General features: G+C 38.5%; 19 protein-coding genes. 1 reads left to right on the forward strand and 18 read right to left on the reverse strand.

Annotated elements, in window-relative coordinates; all coding sequences use genetic code 11:
• Positions 1-140 precede the first annotated feature (140 nt).
• Entirely contained in the window at positions 141-1,334 is a 1,194-nt protein-coding gene (locus tag VEIS1202513_RS05035) for a tRNA(Met) cytidine acetate ligase (protein WP_213466895.1), read from the forward strand.
• 112 nt (positions 1,335-1,446) lie between these two features.
• On the opposite strand, the gene pyrR is transcribed toward VEIS1202513_RS05035, so the two are convergent.
• From pyrR to VEIS1202513_RS05125, 18 genes are all read right to left on the reverse strand, one after another.
• Positions 1,447-1,968, reverse strand: coding sequence for a bifunctional pyr operon transcriptional regulator/uracil phosphoribosyltransferase PyrR (pyrR, locus tag VEIS1202513_RS05040; protein ID WP_156720047.1), 522 nt, complete (start codon positions 1,966-1,968; stop codon positions 1,447-1,449).
• A gap of 168 nt (positions 1,969-2,136) precedes the next feature.
• Entirely contained in the window at positions 2,137-3,060 is a 924-nt protein-coding gene (locus tag VEIS1202513_RS05045; RefSeq protein ID WP_213466896.1) for an RluA family pseudouridine synthase, read from the reverse strand.
• A 63-nt stretch (positions 3,061-3,123) separates the two neighbouring features.
• Positions 3,124-3,564, reverse strand: a complete 441-nt coding sequence (gene lspA / locus VEIS1202513_RS05050) for a signal peptidase II (protein WP_213466897.1) — start codon at positions 3,562-3,564, stop codon at positions 3,124-3,126.
• 107 nt (positions 3,565-3,671) lie between these two features.
• Positions 3,672-3,836 carry a 4Fe-4S ferredoxin gene (fdxA, locus tag VEIS1202513_RS05055; RefSeq protein ID WP_005386021.1) on the reverse strand — a complete coding sequence of 55 codons (165 nt, stop codon included), beginning with the start codon at positions 3,834-3,836 and terminating at the stop codon, positions 3,672-3,674.
• A 490-nt stretch (positions 3,837-4,326) separates the two neighbouring features.
• Positions 4,327-4,590: a SemiSWEET family transporter gene (locus VEIS1202513_RS05060; RefSeq protein WP_004696474.1), complete on the reverse strand. Its 264-nt coding sequence runs from the start codon at positions 4,588-4,590 to the stop codon at positions 4,327-4,329.
• Between the two features lie 240 nt (positions 4,591-4,830).
• On the reverse strand, positions 4,831-6,129 hold the full coding sequence (locus tag VEIS1202513_RS05065) for an SLC13 family permease (RefSeq protein ID WP_156719028.1): 1,299 nt from the start codon (positions 6,127-6,129) through the stop codon (positions 4,831-4,833).
• 38 nt (positions 6,130-6,167) lie between these two features.
• Positions 6,168-6,425: a hypothetical protein gene (locus VEIS1202513_RS05070; protein WP_005377387.1), complete on the reverse strand. Its 258-nt coding sequence runs from the start codon at positions 6,423-6,425 to the stop codon at positions 6,168-6,170.
• Between the two features lie 192 nt (positions 6,426-6,617).
• On the reverse strand, positions 6,618-7,739 hold the full coding sequence (gene mmdB / locus VEIS1202513_RS05075; protein WP_105094080.1) for a methylmalonyl-CoA decarboxylase subunit beta: 1,122 nt from the start codon (positions 7,737-7,739) through the stop codon (positions 6,618-6,620).
• Between the two features lie 70 nt (positions 7,740-7,809).
• On the reverse strand, positions 7,810-8,193 hold the full coding sequence (gene mmdC / locus VEIS1202513_RS05080) for a methylmalonyl-CoA decarboxylase subunit gamma (protein ID WP_005377346.1): 384 nt from the start codon (positions 8,191-8,193) through the stop codon (positions 7,810-7,812).
• Between the two features lie 101 nt (positions 8,194-8,294).
• On the reverse strand, positions 8,295-8,462 hold the full coding sequence (gene mmdE, locus VEIS1202513_RS05085) for a methylmalonyl-CoA decarboxylase subunit epsilon (RefSeq protein WP_004696483.1): 168 nt from the start codon (positions 8,460-8,462) through the stop codon (positions 8,295-8,297).
• A gap of 23 nt (positions 8,463-8,485) precedes the next feature.
• The gene (gene mmdD, locus VEIS1202513_RS05090; protein ID WP_105085913.1) at positions 8,486-8,830 is read right to left on the reverse strand and encodes a methylmalonyl-CoA decarboxylase subunit delta; all 345 of its coding nucleotides are present in this window, start codon (positions 8,828-8,830) and stop codon (positions 8,486-8,488) included.
• Between the two features lie 73 nt (positions 8,831-8,903).
• On the reverse strand, positions 8,904-10,433 hold the full coding sequence (gene mmdA / locus VEIS1202513_RS05095) for a methylmalonyl-CoA decarboxylase subunit alpha (RefSeq protein ID WP_105085914.1): 1,530 nt from the start codon (positions 10,431-10,433) through the stop codon (positions 8,904-8,906).
• A gap of 151 nt (positions 10,434-10,584) precedes the next feature.
• Positions 10,585-11,007, reverse strand: a complete 423-nt coding sequence (gene mce, locus VEIS1202513_RS05100) for a methylmalonyl-CoA epimerase (protein WP_060923997.1) — start codon at positions 11,005-11,007, stop codon at positions 10,585-10,587.
• 51 nt (positions 11,008-11,058) lie between these two features.
• Positions 11,059-11,997, reverse strand: a complete 939-nt coding sequence (gene meaB, locus VEIS1202513_RS05105) for a methylmalonyl Co-A mutase-associated GTPase MeaB (RefSeq protein ID WP_060923998.1) — start codon at positions 11,995-11,997, stop codon at positions 11,059-11,061.
• A gap of 78 nt (positions 11,998-12,075) precedes the next feature.
• Positions 12,076-12,471 (reverse strand): cobalamin B12-binding domain-containing protein, encoded by a 396-nt coding sequence (locus VEIS1202513_RS05110; protein ID WP_060923999.1) that lies wholly within the window; start codon positions 12,469-12,471, stop codon positions 12,076-12,078.
• 28 nt (positions 12,472-12,499) lie between these two features.
• Positions 12,500-14,146 carry an acyl-CoA mutase large subunit family protein gene (locus VEIS1202513_RS05115; RefSeq protein WP_005386006.1) on the reverse strand — a complete coding sequence of 549 codons (1,647 nt, stop codon included), beginning with the start codon at positions 14,144-14,146 and terminating at the stop codon, positions 12,500-12,502.
• Positions 14,147-14,174: 28 nt separating this feature from the next.
• The gene (gene scpC, locus VEIS1202513_RS05120; RefSeq protein WP_060924000.1) at positions 14,175-15,680 is read right to left on the reverse strand and encodes a succinyl-CoA:acetate CoA-transferase ScpC; all 1,506 of its coding nucleotides are present in this window, start codon (positions 15,678-15,680) and stop codon (positions 14,175-14,177) included.
• Between the two features lie 520 nt (positions 15,681-16,200).
• The gene (locus VEIS1202513_RS05125; RefSeq protein WP_156719029.1) at positions 16,201-17,439 is read right to left on the reverse strand and encodes an O-antigen ligase family protein; all 1,239 of its coding nucleotides are present in this window, start codon (positions 17,437-17,439) and stop codon (positions 16,201-16,203) included.
• Between the last annotated feature and the right edge of the window lie 4 nt (positions 17,440-17,443).

The following is a 17,443-nucleotide window of genomic DNA, read 5'->3' on the forward strand; positions in this document are numbered from 1 at the left end:
GAACAAATAAAATCTACAAAAAACTTTAGTTTTACACACATTTTTTACATCTATTTCTTTACTATACGGCCTCTTAAGTTCAAAATTTATTTACAGTCTTTCTATGCTTTGTTACACTAACACTAATGAAAGGAGTCACTATGAAAACCATCGGTATTATTTGCGAATACAATCCATTTCACAATGGTCATGCACATCAACTACATACATTAGCTACAAAATACCCTGATGTATTGCGCATCTGCATTATGAGTGGCTCCTTTGTACAACGTGGCGAACCAGCCCTTTTCTCAAAATTCGATCGCGCGCGTTGGGCCATGCTTGGCGGTGCAGATGTTGTTATCGAACTCCCTACACTCTATTCCTTAGGCAGTGCGCAACTTTTTGGGACAGGTGCGGTTCGTTTAATTAAGGCTTTATCCATTGATACGCTTTCTTTTGGTTCTGAAACAACTGATTTAAATCAACTCATTCATACGGCTAAGCGTATGGATTGTGAAAGCACCCAAAATGAATTACGCAATTATTTAAATGAAGGCATGTCCTATGGTACAGCCTTCCGTAAAGCGCTAGGCTCCGAATCACTTAGCACACCTAATGCCTTATTAGGACTTGAATATATCCGTGCTGCAATAAAATATTATCCAAACTTAGAATATATTCCTATTCAGCGTACATCTGATCACCACAATCACAATTTCAATCAAGAGTTACCATCCGGTACGGCATTGCGTCATCTCATCACTACTGCTAATCCCTTAGATATGTATTCAACGCTTCAAAGTACTATTCCAACACCAATTCTAGCTGATATGACGCATAGAATCACAAATGATGACTATGTCGACTACAATAGATATTACAATATGGTACATATGTTGAGTCGCCGCATGAATATCAATGAATTAGAGCGTTTTGTTGATTTTACTGAAGGTATTGAACACTTGTGGTTAAAAGCAGCACAACAGCCTTCATGGGAATCTGCCATTGAGCAAATAAAATCCAAGCGCTACACCTACGCCCGTTTACAGCGCATGGGTGCATATCTTACATTAGGCATTACGAAAGACTTGATAAATATCGCTATGCAAGACGGTCCTCAATATGCTAGATTACTAGCCTTTAACGACAGAGGACGTCAATGGCTGAGAACTAAACATGACATTCCACTCATTCAAAAATGGGCTAAAGCACCTACTCAGCTCAATAATCTTGGAAAATCTATGCATCATATAGATACGCTAGCGACAGATATACAAGCCTTATGTTTCCATAATGAAGCTAACCGTATAGGCCATACAGACTATACATATACACCACAATATATTAAATAAATAACTTAACTTTGTCATTTATGTTTAGATTTAGATTGAGATAAAAAAACGAGCAGAGCTTAATTTATCTAGATAAATTTAAGCAAACAAAAAGAAGGGGTTACAATACAGGTTATTCCTGTATTGTAACCCCTTCTTCACCATCTAAATCAGCAACGGCAACGCGTACACTTTCAAGATGTGACGTAGGAATATTTTTACCTACATAATCTGCACGAATTGGCAATTCACGGTGGCCACGATCCACGAGAACTGCTAACTGAATTGATTTAGGTCTACCAGATGTCATCAATGCATTTAAAGCTGCACGAATGGTGCGTCCTGTGTAAAGCACATCATCAACGAGGATAATTGTTTTCTCTGTAGTATCAATCGTACATGGTTCGCCTTCTTTTTGGCGAGCATCACGATCATCACGATACATAGCAACATTGAGTGATTCACATTCAATACGAATACCTTCAATGCGTTCGATTTCGGCCTGCAAACGTTTTGCCAAAATAACACCACGTCGTTCAATGCCTACAATAAGAGCATTAGATAAGCCTTTATTACGTTCTAGGATTTCGTGACTAATACGACGAATCGCGCGCATAATAGCATCTTGATCCATCAATAAGCGTTTCTTTTCCATATATACGCCCTTATAGCACAGAGTTCTCTATGCCCCTTTACAAATATAGTTAGAAGATTATTTAGTAAACCACAATATAAGGCAGTTATTTCATTTGCATGTATTTACGTTTGTCTACGTTTGTCTACGTTTCTTTACATTTCGTTTGATTTCTTTTCATTTTTTCGCTTATTTACGCTTATCTTCTCGATATGTTTTAGCAAACTCTATACATGCTTTGAAGTCATCTGGAAGAGGCGCCTCAAAATGCATACTTTCACCTGTAATAGGATGTTTTACATCTAGAGATTTAGAATGTAATGCTTGCCCTTCAATAGGGAAATCCATACGACGGTAACCATAGAATGGATCATTAACGACAGGATGTCCAATATGAGCAAAATGAACACGAATTTGATGTGTTCGACCAGTCTCTAAATTACATTCCACCAACGTTTGATGGCCAAAACGTTCAACAACAGTAAAGTGAGTGACTGCATCCTTACTATTTTCAAAGACAACAGCCATTTTCATACGATCCTTTGGATGTCTTCCAATAGGAGCCTTAATTGTGCCCTTCTCTTCTACAATATTACCTTGTACCAAAGCTAAGTACGTCCGTTTAGCCGAATGCTCTTTTACCTGCTCCGCTAGCCCAATATGAGCTGCATCATTCTTGGCAGCCATCATAACACCGGATGTATCCTTATCTAAGCGATGGACAATACCAGGTCTTATTTCACCATTAATACCAGATAAATCTTTGCAATGATATAACAATGCATTCACAAGTGTGCCAGAATAATTGCCCACTGCAGGATGAACAACCATGCCACGTGGCTTATTTACAATGATAATATCATGATCTTCGTACAATACATCTAAAGGAATATCTTCCGCCTTTACCTCTACCGATTCAGGCTCTGGTACCTCTACATGAATCACAGTATTTGGTGTAAGTCTAAGATTTGCCTTACCAATCTTATTACCAACAGTAACGTGACCACCTTTTATTAAGCTTTGAATATAGCTACGAGACCCTTCCATCTGTTCAGTTAAAAACACATCTAGTCTCATGCCGTCTTGCTCAGCACTTACAATATATTCGTTCATCCTCTACCTCTCTATGAGTTAAGTATCATATTTAATTAATATTTATCATCATATATTAATTAATCATTTATCATCATCTTTTAATGTAAATAAATAGTAGACTACTAAAGCTACGCCAACACAGATACCAATATCAGCAACATTAAAAATAGGCCATATACGGAAATCAAAAAAATCAACAACGCCATGAAGCATGTAACGATCGATACCATTACCAATGGCGCCAGATACTAATAAAGCAGATCCAATCTGCAACGTCCACGGACCTTTTGACAAGCGCTTCCAATAATACGCACAAGCACCTAGCAAAATAACCGCTACCAATAAGAAGAACCATCGCTGATTAGCTAGCATACCGAACGCAGCACCGCGATTAATAATATATGTTAAATGAAATACATTAGGAATAACTGGTAAAGACTCCCCTAACATAAAATGATTCATTATGTAATATTTAGTCCATTGATCTAATAGTAACCATAGGATTAGTATAATATAAAACAAGATGTACTCCCTTACTATAATATATATCTTAATAGTCCTATTATACTAAGTTAACCAAATTTAGGCAAAATAAAAAGCCCCTCAATGAGGGGCGATTTAATTTGTGATTACTCAGCGGAAATTACAGATACTGGGCAAACGGATTCGCAAGAACCGCAATCGATGCAAGTATCGTTGATTTCATATTTAGTTTCGCCTTCAGAAATAGCAGAAACTGGGCAAACAGATGCGCAAGAACCACATTTAATGCAACCATCAGCAATAACTCTCATAATTAGGACCTCCATAAAAATATAGATCAGAACTTTTTATTATCATTTAGAAAGGCACTTGCCTCAACTTATGTTCTCATTATCACACAGTTCTTTTTGAAAGTCAAATGAAAATGATAAAAAACTGTATATATTTTTGCATATTACTTTTTCATTTTTATCATACAAAGCCTATGTTTATAGGTATTTTGATATTACTTTTCATTTAATTAATTGAATATGATATTCAAAAAATGAGAATGTTGTAATTATCAATTTTATAAAATCCTAATCATTATAATAGGAATTTAATTATCAATATTTATTATCATAAAAACTATTTTTTTATTACAACAGATTTAACGCTTATCTATATTTTAATCTAACATATAAACTTCACTCTAAAAAAGGCCGAATCATACGATTCGACCTCATTTATATTTATAAAGTAAAGTAATATCTTTACTATTATTCACTATATAACAATAATACTATTTTTTTCTTATAGCACTTAGAAAGATGTTAAGAATGTTAGTGTACCTAAAATAACGCCTGCAAGGTTTGGTACGATTAAAATATAATCACGTTTAGGTGATTTTGTCCAACCATATAATACCCAGATCAAACAGGATACTGCTGCAAATAATGGTTGCCATGGTTGACTAGGTTGACCATGAAGATTAGCAATTATTTGTGGGATATAGGCTAAAAATACAAATACACCAATAAATGCACCAATAGAACCAACTAACATGTTAAATCTTTCTTTTGTCATAGATGAACTCCTTATTCAACATTACATTATTATAGCTTACACAATATACTATATCATATTTTTTTCGATGTAGTCAATTGTGTAAAATTAATCATGCAAATTAGTTTAATTCATATTGCTTTTAATTACACTTATATGTAATCTATATTAAAATCATATAGGCTAAAATCATAAAAAACGAGGCCGAATCTTACGATTCGACCTCGTGTGTGCTTGTATAGTAGAGTAACCTATCCCCTATTATTTACCAGGGAAGAATGGCCATACCATTGGAATGATAATTAAGCTTACTACGAAGCAAACTAAAATCAATGGAACGCCGGCTTTTACATAGTCTGTAAATTTGTATTGACCAGGGCCAAGTACTAATGTATTTGGAGGTGTACCTACAGGTGTACCGAATGCACAAGATGCAGCAACGCCGATAGCCATCAATACAGCATGAGGGTCAGCGCCCATACCTTGAGCAATGGAGATACCGATAGGAGCCAATAATGCGCAAGATGCTGTGTTAGACATAAATTGAGTCATAACACAAGACAATGCGAATAATACTGCTGTTGCAAAGTAAGGGCTAGGGTCAGAACCCATAACACCGATTACTGCATTAGCAATCATTTTGCCTGCACCAGATTGATCAAGTGCAGTTGCTACTGGCATCATACCAGCGAATAAGAAGATTGTTACCCAGTCAATAGATGTGTAAGCTTGTTTTTCGTTCAAGCAACCAGTTAATACGCAAAGCATTGCGCCAATAACTGCAACCATGCTCAATGGTAAGTTGATACCATAACCTTTTAGGAAGTCACCTAAAATCATAGCAATGATTACGCCTAAAAGAATAAGACCAGAGTATAATTGTTTCTTAGGATCGTTAGAAATATCTTCAGCAGCTACTTCTTGTTCAACGTCGCCAGCATCTTGAATTTCATGCTTAGGCAATAAATGTTTACCAATAAGCATCATAAATGCGATAGTTGCGACAGTCAAAGGAATACCGATCCAAGCAAATTCAAAGAAACCAAATGGTTGTTCACCAAATTTAGTTAATGTACCACTTACAATAATGTTTGGAGGTGTACCAACCATTGTAATGATACCACCAATACCTGCAGCGAATGCTAAAGGCATCAATTGGCGAGATGCAGGAATCTTAGCAACAGCACAGATACCAACAACTACAGGAAGTAAAGCAGCTGTAGTACCAGTGTTAGATAAGAATGCGGACATAGTTGCTGTAACAACCATGATTGCTAGCATTAAGCCATTTTCGCTAGTACCAGCATGAGATACTACTGTTTCCCCAATTTTTTGAGCCAAACCAGTGTAGAACAATGCTGCACCAACAACGAACATGCCAGCAAACAACACAACTGTACTATCAGATAAACCAGAGAATACAACCTTAGGAGTAATAATACCCATAAGGCCAAGTGTAATAGCGCCGCCTAAAGAAGTAATAGCTAAAGGAATAATTTCCGTAACAAATAAAACAGCCATGACTGCGAGGACGATTAAGGTTTGTTCTGCAGTACCCATACATCATCATCTCCCTTCAGAGAAATGCACTGATATAGTTATAAGAGGTATAAAATATAACCTACGATACCAATGGCGGAAGCCATCAAAAAAGTAATCCCATATCCCTCTCTTGTTTTAGGATACCCAAAGAATAAGGTTTCACCTAAAAATCCTCGGCGATTAAACCAAGTATATTTAGTTCTGCGTTGAAACCATTTAGCTTTGCCTTCAACACCGATAATCAGTGCCGTAATAAAAAATACAATAAATGCCCAGATAAAACAAATCAGTATTTTTAATTCTACAGATAACAAGTGACCACCTCTACTAAATTTAAAGCACTAGAAGGTTATTGTGTGAATGCTTGTATCACCTAATGACCGATCTGAAAAGCATTTATTGCAAATATACCCTATTTATGCATGAATACATAGATTTGAAGGGTTTTTATATTCACCAATAGGTGTACCTAATTAGGCACACCTTGGTGAATAATTATTAAATTACTAGTGGTTGGACAACATAGCAAGCATTGTACCTGCTGCTACTGCTGTACCGATAACGCCAGCTACGTTTGGACCCATAGCATGCATGAGCAAGAAGTTAGCTGGGTTAGCTTTCGCACCTACAACTTGAGATACGCGAGCCGCCATTGGAACCGCGGATACACCAGCAGAACCAATAAGTGGATTTGTTTTACCACCATCTACTAAGCTCATCAATTTACCGAATAATACGCCACCAGCAGTACCACCGATGAATGCAACCAAACCTAAGCAAATGATAAGAAGTGTTTGCACGCTTAAGAAGTGTTCCGCACTCATTGTTAAACCAGTACCAGTTGCCAAGAAGATTGTAACAGTATTGATCAACGCATTTTGAGATGTATCGGACAAACGATCAGTTACGCCAGATTCACGGAACAAGTTACCTAACATCAACATACCTAAAAGGGATGTAATGGAAGGAAGCAATAAGGAAATGAAGATCGTAGAAATAATTGGGAATACGATTTTTTCAAAACGTGTAACTTCACGCAATTGTTCCATAACAATTTCGCGTTCTTTTTGCGTAGTGAATAATTTCATTACAGGTGGTTGAATCAACGGTACTAAGGACATATAAGAATATGCAGCAACCGCGATTGCACCTAATAAATGAGGAGCTAGCTTAGTAGCCAAGTAAATGGATGTAGGGCCATCAGCACCACCGATGATACCGATAGCAGCTGCTTCTTGAGCAGTAAAGCCAAGCATCATTGCGCCACCTAATGCAACGAATACGCCGATTTGAGCAGCAGCACCTAAAAGCAATGTTTTAGGATTAGCAATGAGTGGACCAAAGTCAGTCATTGCACCTACACCAAGGAAAATTAAAGGTGGGAAGATTTCTTGAGAGATACCTGCACTAATAAGAGCCATAACGCCTTCTTCGAAGCCATTACGAGGAATATTAGCAAGTACACAACCAAACGCAATCGGACCCAACAATAATGGTTCAAACTCTTTAGCAAATGCCAAGTACAATAGGATCAAACCTACAAGAATCATAATAGCATTGCCTGTTGTAAATGCGAGGAACCCGCTATCAGTTATAACGGATTGAATCGCAACAGCAAAAGCCTCCATATGCGTTCCCCTTTCACAAATATAAAATTGTTATACGACGCGGACTAGCCGCGTCATACACAACTTGGTATTAACCAAGAACAACCATGTCATCGCCAGTGGATACAGTTTGGTTAGCAGCTACGCGAACTTCTGCAACTACAGCATCATGAGGAGCTGCGATTTCGTTTTGCATTTTCATAGCTTCAAGAATCAACAAAGTTTCGCCTTTTTTAACTGCTTGACCAGCGGATACTGCTACAGATAAGATTTTACCAGGCATTGGAGCTTTTACAGTTTCAGCACCTGCTGGAACTGGAGCTGCTGCTGCAGCTGGAGCTGGAGCTGGTGCAGGAGCTGCTTTAGGAGCTGCTGCTGGAGCTGCTTTAGGAGCCGCTGCAGGAGCTGCTGCTTTTACTTCATTAACTTCTACATCATATGCTGTGCCATTTACTGTAACGTTGAATTTTTTCATTTTAAATTCCTCCAAAATGTGTATGTCTACACAATACTTATAAATTTCTTTTACACATATAAATTAGATAATCTATTGAATTATCAAATTAGCCTATAATCTTATCGATTACCACGCAAACGGCCTTCCATTTTCCAATTATAGCTTACGATTGGACGGATATGCGCGATTTGATCAGCGGAATAACCCATTGCCGCTAATGCACCAACGATTACTGCTACTACATCTTGAGATGGAGCTTTACCGTTAGTTGTTGTAGCATTGCTCATTACAAATGCCTCCTAAAATTTTATTAACCTCTACCGCTTAAACGACCTTCCAAGCGCCATTTAGCGCTGGTTGCTGTAGGTCGAATAGATGCAATTTGTTCAGATGAATACCCCATCGCCACAATGGCACCTACGATAGCTGCTACTACTTCATCCTCATTTTGAGCAGATGCACTTGGTGCAGCCACTGGAGTAGCTGCTGGAGCCGCAACAGGTGCACTTGCTGGTACTTCTTTTTTCTTCTTAGTAGGGTCAATCAAATGAACAATTGTCATTAAAACACCTAAAAGAATCAACACAACAAATACAACTGTCATATTAATGGCCATGATTAACCAAGGATTGGTAGTAACTGCTTGTCCTTCCATAATCATTCCCCTTTCTAAAAAATTAGTAAAGAAAGGTATCTCCCAAATTCGATGTTCTTGTTATCGAAACGAATTATAATGGAATATTACCATGTTTCTTTGGAGCACGGTTTTCGCGTTTGCTTGCAAGCATTGCCAAAGCGTTGATAACTGCTGGACGAGTTTGTTTTGGTTCGATTACAACGTCTACGAAGCCACGTTCTGCAGCTTTGTATGGAGTTGCGAACTCTTCTACGTATTTAGCTGTTTTAGCATCTTTATCTTCGTCTTTCTTGAAGATAATGTTAGCTGCACCAGCAGGACCCATTACAGCGATTTCGGATGTAGGCCAAGCGTATACTTGGTCAGCGCCCAAATCTTGGGAACACATAGCGAGGTAAGAACCGCCGTATGCTTTACGAGTGATAACAGTAATTTTTGGTACTGTAGCTTCAGAGTAAGCATACAACATTTTAGCACCATGACGAATGATACCGCCCCATTCTTGATTTGTGCCAGGCAAGAAACCAGGAACGTCAACAAAGTTAACGATTGGAATATTGAAAGCATCACAGAAACGGATGAAACGGGAAGATTTGTCGGATGCATTGATGTCCAAGCAACCAGCCATTACTTTTGGTTGGTTAGCAATGATACCAACGGATTGACCGTCAAAACGTGCGAAACAAGTAATAATATTTGTAGCATAGAATGGTTGTACTTCATAGTATTCACCATTATCTACAGTAGCTGCGATAACATCTTTCATGTCGTATGGCATGTTACTGTTATCAGGCAACAAGCTGTTCAAGCCTTCGTCTTCGCGAGTTGGATCATCGCCAGTATCTACTAATGGAGCATCTTCCATATTATTGGATGGCAAGAAGCCTAATAAGTAGCGAATTTGAGCGATGCAATCATCTTCATCTTCAGCTGCAAAGTGAGCAACACCAGACACAGAGTTGTGAGCCATTGCGCCACCAAGGTCTTCAGCTGTTACTTCTTCACCAGTTACAGATTTGATAACTGCAGGACCAGTGATGAACATTTGAGATGTGTTTTTAACCATGTAGATGAAGTCAGTTAATGCTGGAGAATATACAGCACCACCTGCACATGGGCCCATGATTACGGAAATTTGTGGAATAACGCCAGATGCATTTGTATTTTCAAAGAAAATTTTACCGTAACCAGCAAGCGCATCTACTGCTTCTTGAATACGAGCACCGCCGGAATCATTGATACCAACGATAGGAGCACCCATTTTCATTGCTAAACGTTGTACTTTAACAATTTTAGCAGCATGCATTTCACCAAGAGAACCACCTTCTACAGTGAAGTCTTGTGCAAATGCATATACTAAACGACCGTCAATAGTACCATAACCAGTTACTACACCTTCGCCTGGTAATTCTTTCTTTTCTTGACCGAAGTTAACACAACGATGTTTAACAAATTGATCAAGTTCAACGAAAGAGTTATCATCGAATAATTTAGCCAAACGTTCACGAGCAGTCATTTTGCCTTGAGCATGTTGTTTCTCAACGCGTTTTTCACCGCCACCAGCTTTAACTTTAGCTAGTTTTTCGTGCAATAACTCGATTTTTTCTTGCACTGTTGCCATTATAGCACCTCCAAATAAAACTTGTTACAGTATCATTTTATTTCATAAATAATTAAAGTTCAAGCATGCATACATATTTAATATATAACTAGTGATTATATGAATATGTATATCTATTACTCATACATAATGATGTGAATTGGATACTGTATTATTTCATACGTTGACATAATTCAAGCAATACGCCACCTGTTGCTTTTGGATGTAAGAAAGCAATAGAGGAACCGCCTGCACCGTAACGAGGTTTTTCGTCAATCATACGAACGCCTTTAGCCATCAAATCAGCAATAGCATTTTCAATATTATCAACGCGCAATGCAACGTGTTGGATACCATCACGACCGCCATTTTTTTCGATGAATTTACCAATAGGGCCATCTGGAGTTGTAGTTTCTAAGAATTCAAGTTCAGCATCGCCACATGGGAAGAAGGATACTTTTACTTTTTGTTCTTCAACCACTTCATCTTCTGGAAGATGTTGAATACCCAATGCATTTTTATAGAATTCTTTAGTTGCTGCTAAATCATTAACACCAATACCGATGTGATCCACTTGTAATACTTTAAAAGCCATTTCGATTATCTCCTTTTCAAGGCTAAATCTCTAATGCTATGTAGTCGCCGTCTACTTTAGCACGCTTGTCATTACGCCGTTAACAACTGTGTATGGATCGCTTTCGCGTTCGTTAACAGCTGCCACTTGGCTATTAAATTCGTCGCTTGTAACAATTTTATCAGCTACATAACGACCAATTTGTTCATTAATCATTGCGATGATTTCATCACGAGTACGTTCTGCCCGACGAGATTCCAATTCACCAGAATCTTCAAGATACTCAAAATGTTCATCTAAAGCGTCGATGAGTTCATCTACGCCTTGGTCCTTGCTAGCAATTGTGCGCTTAATTGGTGGGCGCCATTTTACTTCACGAGAGTCTAGGTCAAGCATCATTTCAATTTCTACATTCAAACGATCACAACCATCTCGGTCAGCTTTATTGATAGCAAATACATCGCCAATTTCAAGAATACCTGCTTTGATAGCTTGGATATCATCACCGAGACCAGGAACAAGTACAACCAGTGTAGTATCTGCATTTTTAACGATATCTACTTCGGATTGACCTACACCTACTGTTTCAATGATTACTAAATCCATGCCAAAGGCATCCATGAGTTTTACAACGTCTGCAGTCTTTTTAGATAAACCACCAAGACTACCACGCGTGCCCATGCTTCGAATAAATACATTTTCATTTAATGTCAAATCATTCATTCGAATACGGTCCCCCAAGATAGCACCACCAGAGAATGGGCTTGTTGGGTCGATGGCAACGATGCCGATTTTTTTACCTTGATCTAGATAATGTTTAACAACTTTATCAGTCAAAGTACTTTTACCAGCACCAGGGGCCCCAGTAATACCGAGAATACGTGCATTCCCTGTTTTAGGGTAAATAGCCTTCATAATATCAATGGCATTTTCATACTCGTTTTCTACAGCTGTTATGGACCGTGCTAAGGCTAGTCGGGAACCTTCAAAAAGTTCTTTAACTAAATCCACTCGCCTCACCACCTATCTTAAAATATGGGAATAGAGGGGAGACAACTATTCAGTTGAACCCCTCTCTTGCCCAATTAATTATTTAACGTTTTCGTTGATGAATTTAACGATATCGCCAGTTGGTGTACCAGGTGTGAATACTGCTGCTACGCCAGCTTTTTTCAAGCCAGGGATATCAGCGTCAGGAATAACGCCACCACCGATTACTAGTACATCGCCCATGCCTTTTTCTTTCAAAAGTTCAACAATTTTAGGGAACAATGTGTTATGAGCACCAGAAAGAAGGGATAATGCAACTACATTAACGTCTTCAGAAAGAGCTGCTTCTACGATTTGTTCTGGAGTTTGACGAAGACCAGTGTAGATTACTTCGAAACCAGCATCGCGAAGTGCGCGTGCTACTACTTTTGCACCACGGTCATGACCATCAAGACCTGGTTTTGCTACGATTACTCTAATACGTTTTTCTGCCATGATTAATTACCTCCGAAATTAGCCGATATTATAATGTGGAATGAGCTTCGTATTCACCGAATACTTCGCGCAATACATTACAAATTTCACCCAAAGTAGCGTATGTTTTAACTGCATCAAGAATTAATGGCATCAAGTTAACGTTTTCATCAGCTGCACCAGCTTTAAGAGCTGCTAATGCTTTATCAACTGCTGCTTGATCGCGGTTAGCGCGAACTGCTTGAGTTTTCTTGGATTGGTTAACACCAACGGAAGCATCTACGCGAAGTAAGTCTTTTGGAGCTTCTTCTTCAACTTGGAATTTGTTTACGCCAACGATTGTGCGCAAGCCAGATTCAACTTCCATTTGCCATTTGTAAGCGGATTCTTGAATTTCTTTTTGGATGTAGCCTTTTTCGATTGCTACTACAGCGCCGCCCATTTCATCAATTTTCTTGATGTATGCCATAGCTTCGTCATAGATAGCGTTAGTCATAGCTTCTACATAGTAGGAACCGCCCAATGGGTCAACTACGTCAGCCAAACCAGATTCGTAAGCCACGATTTGTTGTGTACGAAGAGCTACTTGTACAGATGCTTCTGTAGGAAGAGCCAACGCTTCGTCACGGGAGTTTGTATGTAAGGATTGAGTACCGCCCATTACAGCAGCTGCAGTTTGAAGAGCAACACGAACGATGTTGTTATCAACTTGTTGTGCAGTCAACATGGAACCAGCTGTTTGAGTATGTACACGAAGCATCATGGATTTTGGTTTTTTTGCACCAAAACGTTCTTTCATGATTGTTGCCCATAAACGGCGGGATGCACGGAATTTAGCAACTTCTTCAAGTACGTTGTTATGAGCATTCCAGAAGAAGGAAAGACGACCAGCGAATGTATCAACATCAAGACCAGCTTTCAAAGCTGCTTCTACGTATGCGATACCATCAGCAATTGTGAATGCGATTTCTTGAGCTGCTGTGGAACCTGCTTCACGGATATGGTAACCGGAGATGGAGATTGTGTTCCATTTTGGAACATTTTGAGAACAATATTCGAAGATATTAGTAATCAAACGCATGGATGGTTTTGGTGGGAAAATGTAAGTACCACGAGCTGCGTATTCTTTCAAAATATCATTTTGAATTGTACCTTTCAATTCTGTGGAAGGTACGCCTTGTTTTTCAGCTACTGCGATGTACATTGCCAACAAAACGGATGCTGGAGCGTTGATTGTCATGGATGTGGATACTTTACCAAGATCGATGCCGTCGAACAAGATTTCCATATCTGCCAAGGAGTCAATCGCTACACCTACTTTACCAACTTCGCCTTCTGCAACTGCATCGTCGGAGTCGTAACCAATTTGTGTAGGTAAGTCGAATGCACAGGAAAGACCAGTTGCACCAGACTCGATTAGGTAGCGGTAACGTTTGTTAGATTCTTCTGCTGTAGCGAAGCCTGCATACATACGCATTGTCCAGAAACGACCACGGTACATAGTAGGTTGTACGCCACGAGTGTAAGGGAATTCGCCAGGCATACCCAAATCACGTTCATAGTCAAAACCTTCGATATCAACTGGTGTATATACACGGTTGTATTTTAAATTTTGACGTTCTGGAGTTTTTGCACTTTTTTCGTCACAAAGTTTGTTGTACTCAGCAATTTGGGCTTTTAAGTTTTCGTAAGCCATGTTTTCATCATCCTCCTAAAAAAACAGGTTATTTTTTCATGCTTCCAGTTTCTGTGAAGCGTTTATGCCAAGAAAGAGCTTCATCAAGCAACATAGGTGTATGGGCATTCTTTGTTGCAGCTAATGCTTTTTCTAGGTATTCAGTTAACATAGGTTTGTAGTCTGGGTGAGCACATTTTTCAATGATCAAACGAGCTCTTTCCACTGGGCTCAAACCACGGCAGTCAGCAACACCTTGTTCTGTACAGAAAATCATAGTGTCATGTTCTGGGTGATCCACATGAGATACATATGGAACGATAGAACTGATGTCGCCATTTTTAGCAACGGAGTTAGTGCAGAAAATAGTGAGATAAGCACTACGTGCAAAGTCACCAGAACCACCAACACCATTCATCATTTTGCTACCCATAATATGAGTAGAGTTTACATTGCCAAAAATATCAAATTCGATAGCGGTATTCATGGCAATGACACCAATACGGCGAGCAATACCAGGGTTGTTGGAAATTTCTTGTGGGCGAAGAATGATTTTTTTACGATATTCATCAATATTCGCATAGAAACGTTTCAACCCATCTGGAGAAGGACTTAATGCAGTACCGGAACATACAGTTACTTTACCAGCATCGATCAAGTCGAACATACCATCTTGGATTACTTCTGTATAGATGGACAAATCTGTGAATGGGCCTTTAGCAAGACCACTGATTACAGCATTCGCCACAGAACCTACACCAGATTGTAATGGAAGCAAGTTTTTAGGTAAACGACCTTCTGCAATTTCTTGTTCGAAGAATTTGATAAGGTGTTGACTCATTGCTTTTGCATCATCATCGATAGGTGCCAAAGGTCTTGTTGTATCAGGAACATCACAAGGTACTACTGCAACAATTTTACTTGGATCACAAGGAATTGCTTCAGTACCAATACGATCACCAGGTGTTTCCAATGGGATTGGTTTACGATGTGGTGGATCGAGTGGTTCATAGATATCATGCATACCTACCAAGGAAAGTGGTTGGGATACATTCACTTCTACGATAACTTTTTTAGCTTGGCTAACAAATGTTGGAGAGTTACCAACAGATGTAGTTGGAACAATGGAGCCATCTTCGTTGATTTGTGCAGCTTCAATAATTGCTACATCTAAATCACCAAAGAAGCCATAGCGAACATTTTGTGCCATTGTGCTTAAATGCATATCAATGTATTTAACAGCACCGCTATTTAAGGCTTTACGTGTATCCCCATTTGTTTGATATGGGAAACGACGATTGATACCGTTAGCACGAGTTAACGCACCATCAGCTTCATCACCTACGGAAGCACCTGTCCACAAATCAATTTTGAATGGTTCTTTTTCCATTCTTTCTGCCAATGCCAATGGCACTGCTTTTGCATAACCAGATGGAGTAAAGCCGGAAATACCAACTTTATCGTTAGGGTTAATCAAAAGAGCTGCATCATAAGCAGTGACAATTTTACCTTGGAGGGCCGCACATTTAACGCGGTCTTTGATGTCTATCACCATTACCATCTCCTTTAAGAGTAACATTGTATAAACGACAGTTTGATCTCTTGGTCGTTCCTTAAACCGACTTCATCGTAGTCCACATCCAACGTATTGTCAACTTATATGACTAAAATGTATTTTTTTATACACTTTATGGGTGCATTATGATTAAAATGCATAGATTTTCATATATTCACATAAGTTTTATTCACATCGCTATAACTCACAGGAATTATCGATTTATGGCATATATTGATGTTTTTCAATTAAATCGAACTCTCTCTATACAATATATAGACACTTTTCAATACAAAACAACATCTCATATACAAGAACTAGACCATACACCTCCCTATAAAGATACAATGATATACAAAAAACCGGCTTTCAAATGCCAACGATAATGTTCAATTATGTCTAACATTAGAAAACCGGTTATACTACTTAATACGTACCTACCCAAGGTATGTATTAAGTATACCATATTATGAAATTATATATCTACCATAAAACATGCTAATTATACAAGATATGACAATTATGCAGATTTATCAGCAGACAGTTGAACTTTTACAAAGGCCCCTACCCAGCCAAACAATTGCCAAAATACAATAGTCACTTGATGACTGTATAGCTCAAAATCAGATAAGCCACTAAATAAAACACCTATAGCCAAAGCACCTACACCTATTTGCGCAGCTTGACGGAATATATCCCCTTTAAGTCTTATAGATGTAATAACATGACCTACGATAACTGCTAGGAATGATAGTAATCCTGGAATACCTGTTTCAGCTAACATATTAAGATATAAATTATGAGCATGATACATCAAGATGTGAGGTCCTTGAATATAGTAATTATAATCTGGATATACTAAATAAAATGTATTCCACCCAATACCAAAGATAGGATTTTCTCGTACGATATACATAGTACTATCCCATAAGGCCCATCGAAGATCAGCTGACGTATCGTGACCTTGGAATATAGACCACAACCTTGAAGCTATTTCACCATCATAAAAATATAAAATTACTGGCACTGCTAATAAAGATAAGAATAATCTTCGTTCCACAAAGATTGCCCAATACAAAATCATCGCTCCAAAGCTAATCCAAATTCCCCGAGAATAGGTTAGTAGCATCGTTAAGAATAATATAATACCTATAATGAGCATTGAAATGACTTCGCGCGTACGATTTTCCTTCATATATACCAAGATATAACTGATACATACGCTAAGTACCATCAATAGATAGGCGCCCAATAAATTAGGATTTTGTAATGTAGACGACATGCGACGCATCAATTTAGGGAACTGTGCCGCATCAACCCACTCTTTTATATGTATATTAGGAATAAATACATATTGATAAGCACCTATGATACACACTAGAACAGCAGTACCTAGCAAGGCACGAAGAAAATAGTTCCACTGTTTAGGCGTTTGAATGTATGTACGAACCAAATAATACATACCGCCACTGGCCACAATTTGATAAAACCAACTTTGAATTGACCAATCCCAATTTTCTGACACTATAGAAGATATGCCAGTCCATATCACAAAGATCATAACAGACCACGATAAATAGCCTGTTGGTAAGCTCAAAGATTTACTAGATATTAAATCATATAGTGCAAGCCCTATCGCTAGCCACAGAAGTACATCCCCCACCATAGGTTGTAATGGCATAGCCACCACCACACCATAAATTAGACGCTCGATATAGAACGTGATTCGCTTCTGATTAGGAATAAGTGAGAGTTCCATAGGC

The organism is Veillonella orientalis (genome assembly GCF_018406505.1).
In the GTDB taxonomy this organism is placed as follows: domain Bacteria; phylum Bacillota; class Negativicutes; order Veillonellales; family Veillonellaceae; genus Veillonella; species Veillonella nakazawae.

Excerpts from the sequence above, each read along its gene's own strand:
- mmdA (WP_105085914.1), bottom strand. The coding sequence starts at position 10,433 with ATGGCAACAGTGCAAGAAAAAATCGAGTTATTGCACGAAAAACTAGCT.
- mmdE (WP_004696483.1), bottom strand. The coding sequence starts at position 8,462 with ATGAGCAATGCTACAACAACTAACGGTAAAGCTCCATCTCAAGATGTA.
- VEIS1202513_RS05110 (WP_060923999.1), bottom strand. The coding sequence starts at position 12,471 with ATGGCAGAAAAACGTATTAGAGTAATCGTAGCAAAACCAGGTCTTGAT.
- VEIS1202513_RS05060 (WP_004696474.1), bottom strand. The coding sequence starts at position 4,590 with ATGACAAAAGAAAGATTTAACATGTTAGTTGGTTCTATTGGTGCATTT.
- mmdB (WP_105094080.1), bottom strand. The coding sequence starts at position 7,739 with ATGGAGGCTTTTGCTGTTGCGATTCAATCCGTTATAACTGATAGCGGG.
- mmdD (WP_105085913.1), bottom strand. The coding sequence starts at position 8,830 with ATGGAAGGACAAGCAGTTACTACCAATCCTTGGTTAATCATGGCCATT.
- VEIS1202513_RS05065 (WP_156719028.1), bottom strand. The coding sequence starts at position 6,129 with ATGGGTACTGCAGAACAAACCTTAATCGTCCTCGCAGTCATGGCTGTT.
- pyrR (WP_156720047.1), bottom strand. The coding sequence starts at position 1,968 with ATGGAAAAGAAACGCTTATTGATGGATCAAGATGCTATTATGCGCGCG.
- VEIS1202513_RS05045 (WP_213466896.1), bottom strand. The coding sequence starts at position 3,060 with ATGAACGAATATATTGTAAGTGCTGAGCAAGACGGCATGAGACTAGAT.
- mmdC (WP_005377346.1), bottom strand. The coding sequence starts at position 8,193 with ATGAAAAAATTCAACGTTACAGTAAATGGCACAGCATATGATGTAGAA.
- VEIS1202513_RS05035 (WP_213466895.1), top strand. The coding sequence starts at position 141 with ATGAAAACCATCGGTATTATTTGCGAATACAATCCATTTCACAATGGT.
- VEIS1202513_RS05115 (WP_005386006.1), bottom strand. The coding sequence starts at position 14,146 with ATGGCTTACGAAAACTTAAAAGCCCAAATTGCTGAGTACAACAAACTT.
- fdxA (WP_005386021.1), bottom strand. The coding sequence starts at position 3,836 with ATGAGAGTTATTGCTGATGGTTGCATTAAATGTGGTTCTTGCGCATCT.
- VEIS1202513_RS05125 (WP_156719029.1), bottom strand. The coding sequence starts at position 17,439 with ATGGAACTCTCACTTATTCCTAATCAGAAGCGAATCACGTTCTATATC.
- mce (WP_060923997.1), bottom strand. The coding sequence starts at position 11,007 with ATGGCTTTTAAAGTATTACAAGTGGATCACATCGGTATTGGTGTTAAT.
- scpC (WP_060924000.1), bottom strand. The coding sequence starts at position 15,680 with ATGGTGATAGACATCAAAGACCGCGTTAAATGTGCGGCCCTCCAAGGT.